The organism is Sorangium sp. So ce119 (genome assembly GCF_051524405.1).
GTDB classification, from domain to species: Bacteria; Myxococcota_A; Polyangia; order Polyangiales; family Polyangiaceae; genus Sorangium; species Sorangium cellulosum_G.
In genome coordinates this window covers 8,922,586-8,940,547 of record NZ_CP150310.1, presented here as the reverse complement: position 1 = coordinate 8,940,547, position 17,962 = coordinate 8,922,586, and the positions used below count along the sequence as shown (strand labels likewise).

Sequence of the window (17,962 nt, the reverse complement as noted above, 5' to 3'; positions counted from 1 at the left end):
CGAGGGAGCTAGCGGACGCACGTGCAGGCGGAGTGCTCGTCGTCGGGCCCGTCTTTGCCCTGCTCGCCCCTGTCGACGACCTTCGCGTCCATGCCGAGCTGCTGCAGGAGCTCGGTGACGAGCGCGATGGCCTCCCGCTTGTCCGCCTGCGTGCGCGGAGAGGACCAGGCGCCGCTCTTCTCGACCAGCGTCCGCACCAGGGCGTCGATCGGCGGGGGGATGGGGACGTCGCCGTCGAGGGCAGCCGGCGCGTCGGTCGGTTGCGCGGCCGGCGCCTCGCGGGGCGTTTCGCGCGTCGCTACCGGCGTCGTGGCCTGTGCTGGCGTCGTGGCGAACCAGCTCCGGGTGGGGGCCGCATCGCTCACCTCGTCCATCAGCGAGCGCGTGCGGAGCTCCCAGAGCTGGCCCTGGATCTGGTTCATGAAGTCGGCATCCCGGGCGCCGTCGCTGTAGAGCTGACGGACGATGTCCACGAGCTTCTCGACCGTGCTCGGGTCGCGCGGCATCTCGTAGGCGGCGATCTTGGTCAGGCTGACGATCCCCAGGTCGTTCTTCAACGACTCCAGCGTCTTCCGGTCGCGCGCCGAGAGCTGATCGCCGGCCAACGCCTCGGTGTGCTCCAGGATCATCAGCCCGAAGCGCTTCGCGTCCTCGTTGATGCGCTGCTGCGCCCCGTCGATGCGCTTGCTCAGTCCGAAATCGGAGACGAGGTATTTCCCGTCCTTGACCAGGACGTTGTCGGCCTTGATGTCCTTGTGCAGGATTCCCGCCCTGTGCATCTCCGCATAGCTCCCCGCGAGGTCGTGGAAGATGCTGATGAGCTGCGTCCGGCTCGGCGGGTTCTTCTGCAGGTGGCTCTCGAGAGAGCCCTCGGCGGGATCGAGCACGATGTAGATCGAATCCCTGGCGACGAGCGCCTTCTGGAGCTTGACGACCACCGGCTCGGAGTCTTGATCCATGAGGTACATCTGGATCGCCGACTCGCGGAGGATGTTGTCGAGCTGCTCTCTCTCCTTGCCCGGCTCCAGCTTGATCTTCTTGACGACGACCTTCTGGGTCTGTCCCTGGCTCTGGTGCTCGGCCAGCGCGACGTTGCCCGAGATGCCTTTTCCGATGACCTTCTGCAGCGTGTAGTTCTCGAGCGGCAGCTTGCCCGCCTTGACCGGCCTCACGCCGCCGTCGGAGATGCGCACGGGGCCGGACTGCGCCGCATCGGCCACCCGGGACGTTATGCCGCCTTCCTGCAGGCGATCCTGTTGCGTCCCATCGATGAACTCGTCGATGAAGGCCTGCCTCGTGCTGATGGGCTCGTCGTCTTCCGCTGCCGCATCCGCGCTTTGCATGGGGGTGGCGGCCGACAGCGCGCCCATGGCCCTGGCCTTGATCGCGGCCGGGGCACGGTCCGATTGCTCGGCGTGCTGCAGGAGCTCCACCTGCATCGGGCTCAACGCGCTCAGCGTGCGCTCGTCACCGAGCCCGCTCTCCACGAGCTCATAGGAGAGGTTCTTCACCTGCTCGAAGAGCGCGTCGTAGCCCCGCGGCGCCGACGGCCCCGGCGTCGGCATGGGGCCCACGAAGAACCCGTGCGCCAGCGCTGTCTGCGCGGCTGAAGCCTGCTCCGCTGTGCCGTCTTCCGTCGACGCGAGGAGCTGCTGCGCCAGCTCCATCGCCCTCGGGATGTCTCTGCCCTTCAGGGCGAGCACGAGCGGCGACGGCTGTGACGCTGCGGGCTGCTCGCCGCTGGACGCGGGGGCGTGCTGTCCGCCTTCAAGCGGCGAATCCGGCAACGACCCCGCGTTGATCCCTTCGCGCAGGGCCCGGCTTCTCGCCTCGATAGCGCTCGCGTCATCATGATGGGCGTAGGCGTCCTTCACCGAAACGGTGTCGTTCTCTCCTGACCGGACCTCCACCTTAGTACCGGGCGCCTGATGCACCCATTGCGAGCCGTCCTTGACGAGCGTCCGCCCATCCTTGGTGATGGTCACGAGATCGTTGCGCCCCGTGATTCGCTCGACGAAGATCCCCTTCTTCTGGAGCTCGCCCATGAGCTCGCGCGCGAAGTCCGCGCTCTCGCACCCTTTGAGGCTCAGCGTCCCGAGCGCCTTCGCGCCGTTTTCCTTGAGGTGCGCCGCGAGCTCTGCCGGCGTCATGCCCCCGAATCGGCCGGTGCTGCCGTGTGCCACGATGGTGAGCTTGTCGCTCGCGCCGAGCTCGCCCAGCTGGTCGCTCGACACCGGTCTGTGCCCCTCTTTGCCGGCCAGGTTCCTGGCGTTGTCCAGGACCGCCTTGTCCGAGCCGAGCGCATAGACGCCGCCCGGGGTATCGCCCGTCTCGGCCGACGTCGTGGCGCGCGCTTGCTTGCCGGTGAACCAGCTCCGGGTGGGTGCCGCGTCGCTCAGCTCGTCCAACAGCGAGCGCGTGCGGACGTCCCAGAGCTGGTCCTGGATGCGCTTCATGAAGCCGGCATCCTTGGGGGCGGCCGGGTCCTTGCTGTAGAGCTGACGAACGATGTCCACGAGCTGGTCGACCGTGCTCGGGTCGCGCGGCATCGTGTAGGCGTCGATCTTGGTCAGGCTGAAGAACCCCATGTCGCTCTTCAACGACTCCAGCGTCTTCAGGTCACGCGCCGAGAGCTGACCGCGCGCCAGCGCCTCGGTGTGCTCCAGGATCATCTGCCCGAAGCGCCTCGTGTCCTCGTCGATGCGCTGCCCATCCCCGTCGATGCGCTTGCTCAATCCGAAATCGGAGATGAGGTACTTCTTGTCCTTCACCAGGACGTTATCCGCCTTGATATCCTTGTGCAGGATGCCCGCCTTGTGCATCTCTGCATAGCTCCCCGCGAGGTCGTGGAAGATGCTGATGAGCTGCGTGCGGCTCGGCGGATCCTTCTGCAGGTGGCTCTCCAGCGACCCATCGGCAGGCTCGAGCACGATGTAGATGGAGTCCTTGGCGACGAGCGCCTTCTGGAGCTTGACGACCACCGGCTCGGAGTCTCGATCCATGAGGTACATCTGGATCGCGGACTCGCGGAGGATGTTGTCGACCTGCTCTCTCTCCTTGCCCGGCTCCAGCTTGATCTTCTTGACGACGACCTTCTGGGTCTGTCCCTGGCTCTGGTGCTCGGCCAGCGCGACGTTGCCCGAGATGCCTTTTCCGATGATCTTCTGCAGCGTGTAGTTCTCGAGCGGCAGCTTGCCGGCCTTGACCGGCCTCACGCCGCTGTCAGAGATGCGCACGGGGCCGGACTGCGCTGCATCGGCCACCTGGGACGTTATCCCTCCGTCCTGCAGGCGAGCCTGTTGCGTCCCATCGATGAACTCGTCGATGAAGGCCTGCCTCGTGCTGATGGGCTCGTCGTCTTCCGCTTCCGCGCTGTGCACGGGGGTGGCGGTGGACAGCGCGCCCATGGCCCTGGCCTTGATCTCCGCCGGGGCAAGGTCCGACTGCTCGGCATGCTGCAGGAGCTCCATCTCCACCGGGCTCAACGCTCTCTGCGTGCGCTCGTCGCCGAGCCCGCTCTGCACGAGCTGATAGGAGAGGTCCTTCACCTGCTCGAACAGCGCGTCGTAGCCCCGCGGCGCCGACGGCCCCGGCGTCGGCATGGGGCCCACGAAGAACCCATGCGCCAGCTGTATCTGCGCTTCCGGCGCCAGCTCCGCTGTGCCGTCTCCCGCCGACGCGAGCAGCTGCTGCGCCAGCTGCATGGCTCTCGGGATGTCCTTGCCCTTCAACGCGACCACGAGCGGCGACGGCGGTGGCGCTGCGGGCTGCTGCTGATCGCCGTGGGGCTGCGGCAGCGCCGGCAACGCCCCCGCGTTGATCCCTTCGCGCAGGGCCCGGCTTCTCGCCTCGACAGCGCTCGCGTCATCATGATGGGCGTAGGCGTCCTTCACCGAAACGGTGTCGTTCTCTCCTGACCGGACCTCCACCTTGGTACCGGGCGCCTGATGCACCCATTGCGAGCCGTCCTTGACGAGCGTCCGCCCGTCCTTGGTGATGGTCACGAGATCGTTGCGCCCCGTGATTCGCTCGACGAAGATCCCCTGCTTCTGGAGCTCGCCCATGAGCTCGCGCGCGAAGTCCGCGCTCTCGCACCCTTTGAGGCTCAGCGTCCCGAGCGCCTTCGCGCCGTTTTCCTTGAGGTGCGCCGCGAGCTCTGCCGGCGTCATGCCGCCGAAGCGGCCGGTGCTGCCGTGTGCGACGATGGTGAGCTTGTCGCTCGCGCCGAGCTCGTCCAGCTGGTCGCTCGACACCGGCCTGTGCCCCTCTTTGCCGGCCAGGTTCCTGGCGTTGTCCAGGACCGCCTTGTCCGAGCCGAGCGCATAGACGCTGCCCGGGTTATCGCCCGTCTCGGCCGACGTCGTGGCGCGCGCTTGCTTGCCGGTGAACCAGCTCCGGGTGGGTGCCACGTCGCTCAGCTCGTCCATGAGCGAGCGGGTGCGGACGTCCCAGAGCTGGTCCTGAATGAGGTCCATGAAGCGGGCATCCTTGGGGGCGGCCGGGTCATCGCTGTAGAGCTGACGAACGATGTCCACGAACCGGTCGACCGTGCTCGGGTTGCGCGGCATCGTGTAGGCGGCGATCTTGGTCGGGCTGAAGAACCCCATGTCGCTCTTCAACGACTCCAGCGTCTTCAGGTCGCGCGCCGAGAACTCTCGCGCCTTCGGGTCGCGGGCCGAGAGTTGACCGCGCGCCAGCGCCTCGGTGTGCTCCAGGATCATCAGCCCGAAGCGCTTCGCGTCCTCGTTGATGCGTTGCTGGACCCCGTCGATGCGCTTGCTCAGCCCGAAATCGGAGATGAGGTATTTGCCGTCCTTGACCAGGACGTTGTCGGCCTTGATGTCCTTGTGCAGGATGCCCGCCTTGTGCATCTCTGCATAGCTTCCTGCCAGATCGTGGAAGATGCTGATGAGCTGTGTGCGGCTCGGCGGATCCTTCTGCAGGTGGCTCTCCAGAGACCCATCGGCAGGCTCGAGCACGATGTAGATGGAGTCCTTGGCGACGAGCGCCTTCTGGAGCTTGACGACCACGGGCTCGTCGCCCCGGTCCATGAGGTACATCTGGATCGCGGACTCGCGGAGGATGTTGTCGACCTGCTCTCGCTCCTTGCCCGGCTCCAGCCTGATCTTCTTGACGACGACCTTCTTCGTCTCTCCCTGGCTCTGGTGCTCGGCCAGCGCCACGTTGCCGGAGACGCCTTTTCCGATGATCTTCTGCAGCGTGTAGTTCTCGAGCGGCAGCTTGCCCGCCTTGACCGGCCTGACGCCGCCGTCGGAGATGCGCACGGGGCCGGACTGCGCTGCATCGGCCACCCGGGACGTCATGCCGCCTTCCTGCAGGCGAGCCTGCTGCGTCCCATCGATGAACTCGTCGATGAAGGCCTGCCTCGTGCTGATGGGCTCGTCGTCTTCCGCTGCCGCATCCGCGCTCTGCACGGGGGTGGCGGCCGACAGCGCGCCCATGGCCCTGGCCTTGATCTCCGCCGGGGCAAGGTCCGACTGCTCGGCGTGCTGCAGGAGCTCCATCTCCACCGAGCTCAACGCTCTCTGCGCGCGCTCGTCGCCGAGCCCGCTCTGCACGAGCTCATAGGAGAGAGTCTTCACCTGCTCGAACAGCGCGTCGTAGCCCGGCGGCGCCGACGGCCCCGGCGTCGGCATGGGGCCCACGAAGAACCCGTGCGCCAGCTGTGTTTGCGCGGCTGAAGCCTGCTCCGCTGTGCCGTCTTCCTCCGACGCGAGGAGCTGCTGCGCCAGATCCATCGCCCTCGGGATGTCTCTGCCCTTCAGGGCGAGCACGAGCGGCGACGGCTGTGACGCTGCGGGCTGCTCGCCGCTGGACGCGCGGTCTTGCTGTCCGCCTTCAGACGCCGACAGCGCGAGGGCCTCCCCCTGCTGAGCGCTCTCGTCCGTCGCATCGTGCGAGACAGCGGACGTCTCGGCCCGCGTTTCGCCCGTCGCTGCGGGCGCCGTGGTGAACCAGTTCCGGGTGGGTGCCGCGTCGCTCAGCTCGTCCATGAGCGAGCGCGTGCGGACGTCCCAGAGCTGGTCCTGAATGACGTCCATGAAGCCGGCATCCTTGGGGGCCGCCGGCCCATCGCTGTAGAGCTGACGAACGATGTCCACGAGCTGGTCGACCGTGCTCGGGTCCTCCGGCTTCTCGTAGGCGGCGACCTTGGTCGGGCTGAAGAACCCCATGTCGCTCTTCAACGAATCCAGCGTCTTCAGGTCGCGCGCCGAGAGCTGACCGCGCGCCAGCGCCTCGGTGTGCTCCAGGATCATCTGCCCGAAGCGCTTCGTGTCCTCGATGATGCGCTGCTGGACCCCGTCGATGCGCTTGCTCAGCCCGAAATCGGAGATGGGGTATTTGCCGTCCTTGACCAGGACGTTGTCGGCCTTGATGTCCTTGTGCAGGATGCCCGCCTTGTGCATCACTGCATAGCTCCCCGCGAGGTCGTGGAAGATGCTGATGAGCTGCGTGCGGCTCGGCGGATTCTTCTGCAGGTGGCTCTCGAGAGAGCCCTCGGCAGGCTCGAGCACGATGTAGATGGAGTCCTTGGCGACGAGCGCCTTCTGGAGCTTGACGACCACGGGCTCGTCGCCCTGGTCCATGAGGTACATCTGGATCGCGGACTCCCGGAGGATGTTGTCGAGCTGCTCTCTCTCCTTGCCCGCCTCCAGCTTGATCTTCTTGACGACGACCTTCTTCGTCTCTCCCTGGCTCTGGTGCTCGGCCAATGCCACGTTGCCCGAGATGCCCTTTCCGATGATCTTTTGCAGCGTGTAGTTCTCGAGCGGCAGCTTGCCTGCCCTGACCGGCCTCACGCCGCTGTCGGAGATGCGCACGGGCCCGGACTGCGCCGCGTCCGCCACCCGGGACGTCATGCCGTCGTCCTGCAGGCGAGCCTGTTGCGTCCCATCGATGAACTCGTCGATGAAGGCCTGCCTCGTGCTGATGGGCTGGTCGTCTTCCGCTTCCGCGCTCTGCACGGGGGTGGCGGTCGACAGCGCGCCCATGGCCCTGGCCTTGATCTCCGCCGGGGCAAGGTCCGACTGCTCGGCGTGCTGCAGGAGCTCCATCTCCACCGAGCTCAACGTTCTCCGCGTGCGCTCGTCGCCGAGCCCGCTCTGCACGAGCTCATGAGAGAGGTTCTTGACCTGCTCGAACAGCGCGCCGTAGCCCGGCGGCGCCGACGGCCCCGGCGCCGGCATGGGGCCCACGAAGAACCCGTGCGCCAGCTGCGTCTGCGCGTCCGGAGCCAGCTCCGCCGTGCCGTTGCCCGTCGCCGCGAGCAGCTGCTGTGCCAGCTGCATGGCTCTCGGGATGTCTTTGCCCTTCAGCGCGAGCACGAGCGGAGAGGGCTGTGGCGCTGCGGCCTGCCGCTGCTCGCGGCTGGACGCGGGGGCGTGCTGTCCTTCTTCAGACGTCGTTCCGTCGCTCGCGGGCGCGGCGACCATGAACCCGCTCTTGCCCACCGTGGGATCCTGGCTCGTGGGAGCGACCTGCGAGGGCGACTCCACGGCTGGAGACGTCTGCGGCCGGTGCCAGTTGCCGGTGAGGATGTGCGGGAAGTACTCGCCCATCCTGTCTCTGGGCACCGGGAGCCGGATGACCTTCCCGTAGGTCGAGAGCGGAACGACGTAGCCGTCCGCTCCGTCGGGGGTCCTGATCGTCTCGATAGGACCGGCGATCCTGACCTGGTGCAGCCCGCCGTCGCCCCTGGACGGGTCCCATGTGCCCCCGTTCGCGGCGGCGTTCACCGGCCCGGCGAGGACGATGCCGTGCACGAACGGCGCGCTGGCGTCGTCGTTGAGCAGGGCGTTGATCGCGTCGATGTCGTAGCCGCCTTTCGGAGCGGACATGACGTTGACCGCCGACGCGTCGAAGACATCCTCGAGGATGCCGGTGTAGGCCTCCTCGCTCATCGGGAAGTCGCCGCGCTTCAGGCGCGCGCCGCCTCCCTGGAGCTGGTCTCTCCCCTGGGCGAAGCCCTTGTCGAACTTCCGCTCGACGTCCTCGCGCCAGGCCTCGTACTTGTCGTTCGATCGGCTCTTCCAGAGCTTCGGCAGGGCACGAGCGAGCATGATATCGAGCCGCTTGTCGCCGTAGTCCTTGCCCGTGTGCCTGGACATGCTCTCGATCTGCTTGACCCTGCCGCCGAGCAGCACGTTGCGCTTCGGGTCCTTGCCCCGGGCCACCTCCTCCGGGCTGGGCGTGACGCCGATGGCTCCGCCGGACTCCAGCGGGAAGGGCGTCGCGTCGAACAGCGACCTGAAGACGTCGATCGCCTTCATGGGGTTGTTGTGCAGGGCCGCCTCGGCGATGGCCGTGAGCCCGCAGAAGGCGAAGTCCTGCTGCTCGATCCGCTCGGGGTGCTCGATCAGCTCCTTGGCCCTCTCCTTGAACCCGGAGGGCATCCCCTCGATGTCGTCGACAAGCGACGTGAGGTAGCTGTTCGGGTCCGGATCGCCGGTCGCGAGCGCGTGGCGCGTGTAGTCGTCGAGGGCGCTCCCCCGCAGCCCGCGCTTCATCCCCTTGTCGGTCAGCTCGGCGAGCGACGGGGCCGGCGATCCGGCAGGCGCCTGAGAGCCTTGCGCCGCGGGGTCGTCCGGCGTGGTCTGCGCGACGACGGAGCCGTCGGCCCTCGGGGGGGCGCTCTCCGCGCTGGGCGCCGGATCCCGAGCGCCCGTCGAGCCCGCGGCGAGCGGCGCGCCCCACATCGTCGCGGGGCCGCCCGGGGCCTCGCTCCCGGACGGCGCGCTCGCCCGGACATCCTTGATGAGCTCCAGCATCCCCTCGGCGAAGGCGTCGCGCTCGGGGGAGGTGTACTCATCTCTCACGCGCTCGTGGTACTGGCGGAGCGGCGAGTCCTCGTCGCGCAGCGAGACGAGGTAGTCCGCGATGTCCGCGTCCTTGCGCTGGAGCCCGGGGCTCGCGCCGCCGGGCAGCCAGCTCGAGAGATTGCCGCTGAGCGTCTCGCTGACGTTGTCGATGAGCGCGCGCTCGTCCGCGAACGCGCCCTTGTCAGCGAGCTCCGGGGCGCTCACCTGCTCCCTCGTGGCCCCGCCGCCGCCCTTCACGAAGGGCTTGCCCTGGCTCATCATCACGTTGGCGGTGTTGGGGCCTTCCAGCACGCCCATCATGTTCGTGTGGGAGAACAGGACCTCGAAGACGGCGGGCGGAGACCCGCCGAGCTGGAGGAGCAGAATCTGGTCCTTTCCCATGCCCGACATCGCCTCGATCGCGCCCTTGACGCTCTCCTCGGTGTCGTCGACGGTGATGCGGCGGAAGCGCTCCTCGAGGCCGAGCTCCTTCACGACGCCGGCGAACGCGCCGACCTTCCCGTCATCCCACCGATCGCCGCCCTTGCTGTCCGTGAGCACGCGGCGGCCCTCGCCGAGCGGATCGTGGATCAGGGCATCGAGATCCTGGTAGTGGGGCTCGTCGAGGTTCGCTGTCACCACGAGGGCCGCGCCCTCGGGGAACTTGTCGGGGCTCTGCTGCTGCGCCCTCGCCACGCCGGCGATGACGTTGAACAGCTCATGGGACGCCGGGGAGCTCTGCGCCTTCTCGGGGTGCCCGAGCCCGTAGAGCGAGATCACGGGCTTGTCCCGGTCGATCTCGCTCATGATGTGCTTGACCAGCTCCGCCTTCGCGCCGAGCTCCGGCAGGGCGTTCTCGAACGTCTCCTCGTCTGCGACGGCCCAGGTGTGCGCCTTCCCGTCCAGCGACGGCATCGGCTTGAAGTGCTTCTCTCGCAGCTCTTTCAGCAACGCCGTCCGAGCCGTCCTGAGCTTGCTCTTCTGGCTGGGGAGCGTCTTCTTGTCGTTCAGCTTGCTCTCGATCTCGGCGAGCCTTCCTCGATCCTCGTCGCTGAGAGCCGTCCAGATCCCCCGCGGGAGCTTCCAGCCGTAGGGCTGGAGCCTGAGGACGCGGTCGCTGCTCAGCCGCTCGGCGAGGTTGTCGCCCGGGTCGTAGCCGCCCGTGAACCCGAACCCGAACCGGGCGGGCGGAAGCTGCTTCGCCTGCGACTCGGGCGTGAAGACGACCTGGGTCGTACCGATCGTCACCGTCTGCTCGCCTGCGCCCGGGCTGGCGTCGAACCCCGGGACCAGGATCGCGAGCTTCTCCTCGATGGTCTTGTCGCCGAGGACGCTCCTCTCCGTCTTGTCGAGCGGCTCGCCTCTCGCCTGCTTCTGCTGGACGGCCGCGCGCTGCTTCAGGGTCTCGCCCGTGCCCGCGTCCTCGTAGATGACGCGGACGGTGCCCGGGTACTTGAACTGATCGGCGATCCTCCGGATCAGGTTGACCGTGGAGGACTGATGTCCAAACCCCGGCGCATGCGGGATGTACGCGCGTATCTCGGGCTGCCCGTTGATGAAGTCCGAGAGCTGGTCATGGACCCGTTGGCCGCTGTCGCCCGGCGTCCCGCTGGCGGGGGCGCCTGTCTGGGGCGCGGTGGCGAAGAACCCGCTCGTCTTGTCCTGGAGCTCTTGCGGCGGCTGGGTGCGCGGGCCGAGGAGCTCGGTGAGCGCGTCTTTGCCTCGTTGCTTCAGCTCTTGCTCGAACCTGTCGGCGCGATCCTTGAGGGTCTTGGCCCAGTCGCTCCCGAGCTTGCCGAGGTCGACGGTGCGGGCGTTCTTGGTGCTCTCGTCGCCGATCTTGTCCTGCTTGAGGCCGCCGACGCTGGAGATGGGGTTGGCTGTCTTCTCGGTGGAGCGCCAGTTGTGGACGTAGCCGACGGTGCTGGGCGCCCCGGGGCCGGTGGTCTCCATGCCGATCTGGAGCGCGCCGGGCCTGCCCGGCTTGGGCGGGCGGTAGCCGATGAACATGTGACCGTGGGCGCCGTCGGGCAGGATGACGTCGCCGTTGAAGTCCTTGAGTCCGAGGCCGCCGACGGCGAGGTTGATGCCGTAGAGCTCGGTGTCATCGAACTTGGTCTTGAGGGCGGCGAGCTGGCCGCCCTGCTCCTTGAACTTGCCATCTGCGAACGAGACGTGGTGGGTGCCGACGAGGCGCTTGAACACGCCGGGCATGGGATTGCCCTTGCTGTCGGTGATGCCGAGGTGCTCGGTGAGCGCGTACGGAGCGGTGCCCGCGGGGATCTGGACGTTGACGCGGCCGCCGTGGGACAGGAGCTTGGCGACGGGCACGTCCTGGAGCGGGACATGGCTCTTGGCGGCGCCGTCGTAGATCTCGGCGCCTGCCTGGAGCAGGTGGAAGATGTTCTTGAGCACCGTGAGCGACTGCCCGTGCCGCTTGACGACCTCGTCCTTCGAGAGCTTCTTGCCCTCGGTGAAGGTCAGGGAATTGAGGAGCGTCTTGGGAGCGAGCACGGCGCCCTTGTTGATGGCCGTGGTCGCCGCGTCGTTGGGCTCTGTGTACTCGAGGGTCTTCGACCATTCCTCGACGATACCCTGGTCGATGAGCCTCTTGAGCTCATCTCGCCTGGCCGGATCGGTCGTGTGCCTGGCCTCCATGGACAGGGCCAACGCCGCGGGCGGGGTGCCCTCGAAGCGCTTGCCGGCTTCGCCGCCCTTCATCTGCCGCGAGACGTAGCTGGCGAGGATGACCTTGCTCGCATTGTGGAGCTTGTGGAAGCCGCGGAACTGCTCGGGGTTGATGCTTCGGTCGTCCGACAGGTACTTCTCGACCTGCTCGTGGGTGAGCATGCCGGAGGCGTTGAGCCAGCTCTGCCCCTGGGGGGTGGAGGAGAGCTGCTCGAAGGCGCTCCACTCTGCGTCGCTGAGCAGCGGTCCCCTGGGGAAGCGTCCGTCGAGCCGCTCCTTGGCGGTCGTGGGGTCGGGGGGGAAGCCGCTGGCGCTCAGCGGGCCCTGGATCGCGAAGAGACCGTGCTTGGCCCTGTCGCGGCTGAGGGGGCCGGTGTCGGTGCGCCAGATGGTGTTCTTGACGGCCTTGTCGACGATCCAGGTCACCTCCTCGACGGGGGTAGACGTCGCCGGGTCCGGCGCTCTCTCCGACGGCGGCTCCGGCTCTTCCTGGATCTCGTCGGCTTGCGCTTGCGGATCGGCCGTCTCACCCCTGCTGTCCGACGCGGGGTCGTGCCCGGCCAGCCGCTCCGCCGGGGCCTCCTGGGGTGAAACTCGAGGCGCGTCGTCCCGCGACGTCTCCCCGTGCTGGCCCGGGTCGTTGCTCGCGGCAGGGTTGTAGCCGCTGGTGATGGCGCTCGCTGCGCTCCCCGTCGGCGGCTGGGTCCCGGCGCTCTGCTCGGCGTTCCGGGTGTTCTCGTTGATGCGTTGCCATCTCTCCCGCCCGCTGGTGACCAGGTCCGGGAGCTCGTTCTCGAAGAAGTCGCGCACCGCCTGGGTCAGTCGCGCCTTCGGCGCGGGGTCGGGGTCGTAGTAGGACGCGTAGGTCTCCGCGAACCACTCCGCGGGCGTGGAGAACTGGTAGTTGGAGACGGCGTTGTTGCGGGCGTCCTGGCGGTAGCTGACCCAGTTGTCGTACTGGTCGACGTGGTAGATGCGGCCGTCGACTTCCAGCTCCGACGCGCCGCCGTCGACCAGCGTCCAGGGCTGGGCCATGGCGATCTTGACGGCGCGGACGGCCTTTTCGAGCTTGTCCTTCAGGTCCGGGTTCTCGGAGGCGGCGTCGGCGGGAAACTCCTCCAGGGGAGTCATGTCCTCGCGCCGCGAGGGCGCATGGAGGAACGAAGCGAAGGTCTGGATCAGGGAGACGCCGTCGGTCTCGCGGTTCGCCTCATCGCCGGTGATGCCCGCCTTGGCGAGGATGGCGCGAGCGACGTCCTCGAAATCCCGCGTGTCGGAGTGCACCCTCCAGCCGCCGAACCGATCTTCCCCGGCGAGGCTCCTCCAGTCGACCAGCTTGTCGATGGAGTGGGCGACCTCGTGGCGCATCGTCCACTTGACCAGGTTGCCATGGGCGAGCACGTCGGACACGCCGCCCATGACCTTGCGGCGTCCCGTGATACCGAGCGCCTTGTCCTGCTCCTTGCTGATGCCGTCGTAGTCCGCCTTGGCGCCGCGATCCATGAGGTATCGCTGCCAGCTCACGCCCCGGTTGAGCCGGCTGTACAGCCAGCTGGGGACCTCGATGTTCTTGAGCTTGGGATTGACGATGTTGATGGTGTCGGTGAGCTCGTCGTACTCGCTGGCCGATCGCTCCGAGGAGATGTCGCGGATGATGCCCCGCAGCGTCGGATTGCCGGTGACGTGATCCGGCGGCAGCTCACCGAGCACCTTCTCGATGCGGTCGAGCATCTTGTGCGAGAAGTGCTTGCCGCCGGTCCCGTCGTCCGGTCCGACCTGCAGCGCGTACTGGTCCGCCAGCGCCTGCTCGCGCTCGGCGGCGCCCTTGTTGGCGAACAGCCCGCCGAGCCCGCGTCCCCCGGTGCCGAGCGCGTCGTCGCCCCCCGTGGTGAGCTGGGTCAACGCATTGTCCTTCGGCGGCTGGCTCCGGGCGGGGTCGTTGGCAGCCGGCGCTTGCGACGGGAGGTAGGTTCCGTACGTGAAGACCGGGAAGAGCGACGGCAACAGATCCTTCTTCACCTTGATGGAGAAGCTCTGCTGCCAGGTGTGCAACGGGACGACATAATGCTCGCCGTCCTCGGTGATCTTGCCATTGATGACGACCTGGTGCGCGCTGGACGTGTCGCTCGTGGCCGCCGTGTCGAACGGCCTGGCCGTCGTGGGATTCTTCGCGAACTCCGCCGCGCGCTCGACGAGCCCCTTGCCGTCGAGGAACGTGGCCAGGGCGAAGGGCGCCTGCTCGGGCCTCGCGAGCACGTCGTTGATGCGGTCGACGTCGTGATTGTCGCCGGCGATCATGGTCTGGGCGTCGCCGCCGAGGATGTCGGTGAAGAGCGTCACCAGCGAATTGGCCGAGAGCAGCAGATCACCGTGCTTCTTGGACGGGCCGGTCGCGCCCTTGGCCCTCGGGGTCGTCTTGTCGAGATAACCGGGGACGACGCCGGTGGTGTACTCGGCGTCGGCCTTGTACTGCTCGGGGGCGAGCTTGCTCAGCATCTTGCCGAGGCCCCGGGCGAGCAGGTAATCGAGGACGTGCTTGTCGGACCACGCGCGCCCCTTGTTTTCGAGGTCGGCGCGCCTGGCCCCGGCCTTCTTGACGCCGTTCTGGAGCAGCTTGTTGCCGATGGGGGCGTCCTTCAGCGGGAGCTCGCCGCGGATGACGCTCTGGATGGGATCGTCGATCGCCTGGGGGCTCGTCGTCGCGCGATGTTCGCCCTGGTTGTCGAGCGAGAAGTCGGCGATCTGCTTGCCATCGCGATCGAAGAGCTTGCCGGTGAACTCGGCCGCGACCACGCGCGCGAACCCGGACAGGTCGGACGTGAGCTGCGTGCGGAGCACGCTTTGCAGCGCGCAGATGGCGAACTCGTGCTGGGAGAGGGAGTCGGGGTCGTCGATGAGCTCTGCGAGCCTGTCGACGAGCGACCTGTCCACGCCCTGAGAGCGCAGGATGTCGCCGAGGAGGTTCTTGGCTTCCCGCCTGTTCGCAGGGGTGGCCCGATGAGACCAGGTCTTGCTGGCGTCGATGAGCGCCTGCAAGGCGGCCTGGGTGTTGCCCAGGCTCTCGTGGGTGCCGCCGGTCTCCTGGGGAGCGCCGTCCTGCGGGGCGCGCGTCGCCTCGCGCGGCGGGCTCTGCTGGGGATCACCGTTCGCGTCGCGAGGCGGGCTCGCCGAGCGCGAACCGCTGGGACGATCTCCGGGCGTGATGTCCGGGGAAAAGCCCGCGGTGACGGCGCTGGAGCTCGCTGCGCCGGGGTTCGCTGAGCTCCCCGCGGGCGGCTGCGGCGGCTGGGTCCCGGTGCCCAGCTCGGCATTCCGGGTGTTCTCGTTGATGCGTTCCCATCTGTCCCGCCCCTGGTCGACCAGGTTCGCGAGCTCGTTCTCGAAGAAGTCGCGCACCGCCTGGGTCAGTCGCGCCTTCGGCGCGGGGTTGGGGTCGTAGTAGGACGCGTAGGTCTCGGCGAACCACTCCGCGGGCGTGGAGAACTGGTAGTTGGAGACGGCGTTGTTGCGGGCGTCCTGGCGGTAGCTGACCCAGTTGTTGTACTGGTCGACGTGATAGATACGGCCGTCGACTTCCAGCTCCGACGCGCCGCCGTCGTCCAGCGTCCAGGGCTGGGCCATGGCGATCTTGACGGTGCGGACGGCCTTTTCGAGCTTGTCCTTCAGGGCTGGGTTCCCGGAGGCGGCGTCGGCGGGAAACTCCTCCAGGGGCTTCATGTCCGCGCGCCGCGAGGGCGCATGGAGGAAGGAGGCGAAGGTCTGGATCAGGGAGACGCCGCCGGTCTCGTTGTTCGCCTCGTCGTCGGTGATGCCCGCCTTCTCGAAGATGGCGCGCGTGACATCCTCGAAATCCCGCGTGTCGGAGTGCACCCTCCAGCCGCCGAACCGGTCTTCCCCGGCGAGGCTCCTCCAGTCGACCAGCTTGTCGATGGAGTGGGCGACCTCGTGGCGCATCGTCCACTTGACCAGGCTGCCATTGGCGAGCACGTCGGACACGCCGCCCATGACGTGGCGCTTTTCGGTGATGCCGAGCGCCCTGTCCTGCTCCTTGTCGACGCCCTTGTAGTCCCCCAGGGCGCCGCGATCCATCTGCTTTCGCTGGATGTTCCAGCGCCGGTTGAGACGGCTGTAGATGAAGGTGGGTACCTTCGGGGGATTGACGATATTGATGGTGTCGGTGAGCTCGTCGTACGCGCTCGCCGCTTCCTCCGAGGAGATGTCGCGGATGATCGCCCGCAGCGTCGGGCTGCCAGTGATGTGCTCGGGCGGCAGATCACCGAGGGCCTTCTCGATATGGTCGAGCATCTTGTGCGAGAAGTGCGTGTCGTCGGCGCCGTCGTCGTCCGGTCCGATCTGCAGCTCGTACTGGTCCGCCAGCGCCTGCTCGCGGTCGGCGGCGCCCTTGTTGGAGACCATCCCGGCGAACCCGTGTCCACCGGTGCCGAGCTTCTTGCCGAGCCACCCCGGTCTGGTGGGCGCGGGCGGCCCGACCGGCGCCTGCATTCCCGTGGTGATGGCCGTCACCGGGGTCGCGGAGCGCTGTGCGGTCGTCTCCGGCCGGGGCTGGCCAGGTCTCTCCGGCGCCTTCCCTGGAGCGCTTTGCGTCGTCCCAGCTTCCGGGCGAGGACTCGAGGCCTCCGGCGTCCTGGCCGTCATCTGCTGCGGCGCTTCACCGAGCGTCTCGCTGGGCTCGTTGCCCTTGGGGGCTTGCTCGGCCCCTCGCGTCCGCTGATCCGAGCCCTGCCCGGGGTCCTTGGCGCCTCGCTTCGGGTCGGACGCGGTGTCACCCGGCGGATCGCGGCGATCGCCGCGCCGCGAACCTCGCTCGGACCGATCCGACGCGTCGTCCGACTCGTCAGACGACCCATCGGGCGATCCGTCGGACGACTCATCGGACGGCTCGTCGGCGGCGAGCGGCGCGGTATCCAGGGTGTCCTGCGGCGGGATTTCGCGCGGGCCGACGAGGTTCTTGATCGCCTCTGTCGGGTTTTCCTTTACGTCGTGCGCGAACTGGTCCGCTCGGTCCTCGAGGGGTCCTTTCCAGTCGTCCCCGAACTTGCGCAGGTCGACGGTGCGGGCGTTCTTGCCCTTCTCGTCGCCGATCTTGTCCTGCTTGAGGCCGCCGACGCTGGAGATGGGGTTGGCTGTCTTCTCGGTGGAGCGCCAGTTGTGGACGTAGCCGACGGTGCTGGGCGCGCCTGGTCCGGTGGTCTCGATGCCGATCTGGAGCGCGCCGTGCCTGTCCGGCCTGGGCGGGCGGTAGCCGATGAAGATGTGCCCGTGGGCGCCGTCGTTCAGGATGATGTCGCCGTTGAAGTCCTTGAGACCGAAGCCCCCGATGGCGAGGTTGATGCCGTAGAGCTCCGTGTCGTCCAGCTTGGACCTGATCGCGGCGTACTGCCCGCCCTGCTCCTTGAACTTCCCCTTGCGGAGCGACATGTGGTGCGTCCCGAAGTCGCGCTTGAACACGCCGGCCTTGGGTTTGCCGTTGCTGTCGGTGATGCCGAGGAACTCTGTCAGCGCGTAGGGCAGCTTGCTCTGGGGGACCCGGATGTTGACGCGGCCGCCGTGCGACAGGAGCTTCGCGACCGGCACGCCCTCGAGCGGGACATGGGTCTTCGAGCCGGCGTCGTAGATCTCGGCGCCGGCCTGGAGCACGTGGAAGATGTTCTTGAGCACCTCGATCGACTGCCGGTGCCGTTCGAGGGCCTCGTCCCTCGAGAGCGGCCTGGGCTCTGTGAACGTCAAGCTGTCCTTGAGGGTCTTCGGCGCCAGCACGGCGCCGTGGTTCATGGCCGTGTCCGCGTCGTCGTTGGGCTCGGTATACTCGAGCGTCTTGGCCCATTCGTTGGCGATGAGCTGGTCGATCTGCTTCTTGAGCTCGTCCCTCCTCGCCGGGTTGGTCGTGTGCCTCGCCTCCATGGACAGGGCCACCGCCAAAGGAGGCGTGCCCTCGAAGCGCTTGCCGTCCTCGCCGCCTTGCGTCTGGCGCGAGACGTAGCTCGCCAGGACGACCTTGCTCGGCTTGTGGAGCAGGTGGAAGCCGCGGAACTTCTCGGCGTTGTCGTTCGAGAGGTACTGCTCGATCTGGTCGTGCGTGAGCATGCCCGAGGCGTTGAGCCAGGTCTGTCCCTCGGGGGTCGAGGAGAGCTCCTTGAAGGCGTTCCACTCGGCATCGCTGAACAGCTCTCCCTTGGGGAAGCGCTTCCCGATCTGCTTCTTCGCGTCCACGGGGTGGGTGGGGAAGTTGCCTTGGGTCAGCGGGCCGGCGAGCTTCGGGATGGCTCGCTTCGCCTTTTTGCGCATCCCTCTGCCCGTGGAAGTCCGCCAGTCGCTCTTCGTGACGGCCTTGTCCGCGATCCACGTCACCTCGCCGTCCTGCGGTGGTGCAGTCGTGGACGAGCTTCCCGGCTGCCGTCCCGGGCCTCCACGCCCCGGCTGCCGGGAGCCCTGCC

General features: G+C 67.7%; 1 protein-coding gene. It reads right to left on the bottom strand.

Annotation, left to right across the window (positions count from 1 at the left end; translation table 11 throughout):
* Positions 1-8 precede the first annotated feature (8 nt).
* The gene (locus tag WME76_RS33705) at positions 9-17,876 is read right to left on the bottom strand and encodes a protein kinase domain-containing protein (protein WP_437956333.1); all 17,868 of its coding nucleotides are present in this window, start codon (positions 17,874-17,876) and stop codon (positions 9-11) included.
* Positions 17,877-17,962 lie beyond the last annotated feature (86 nt).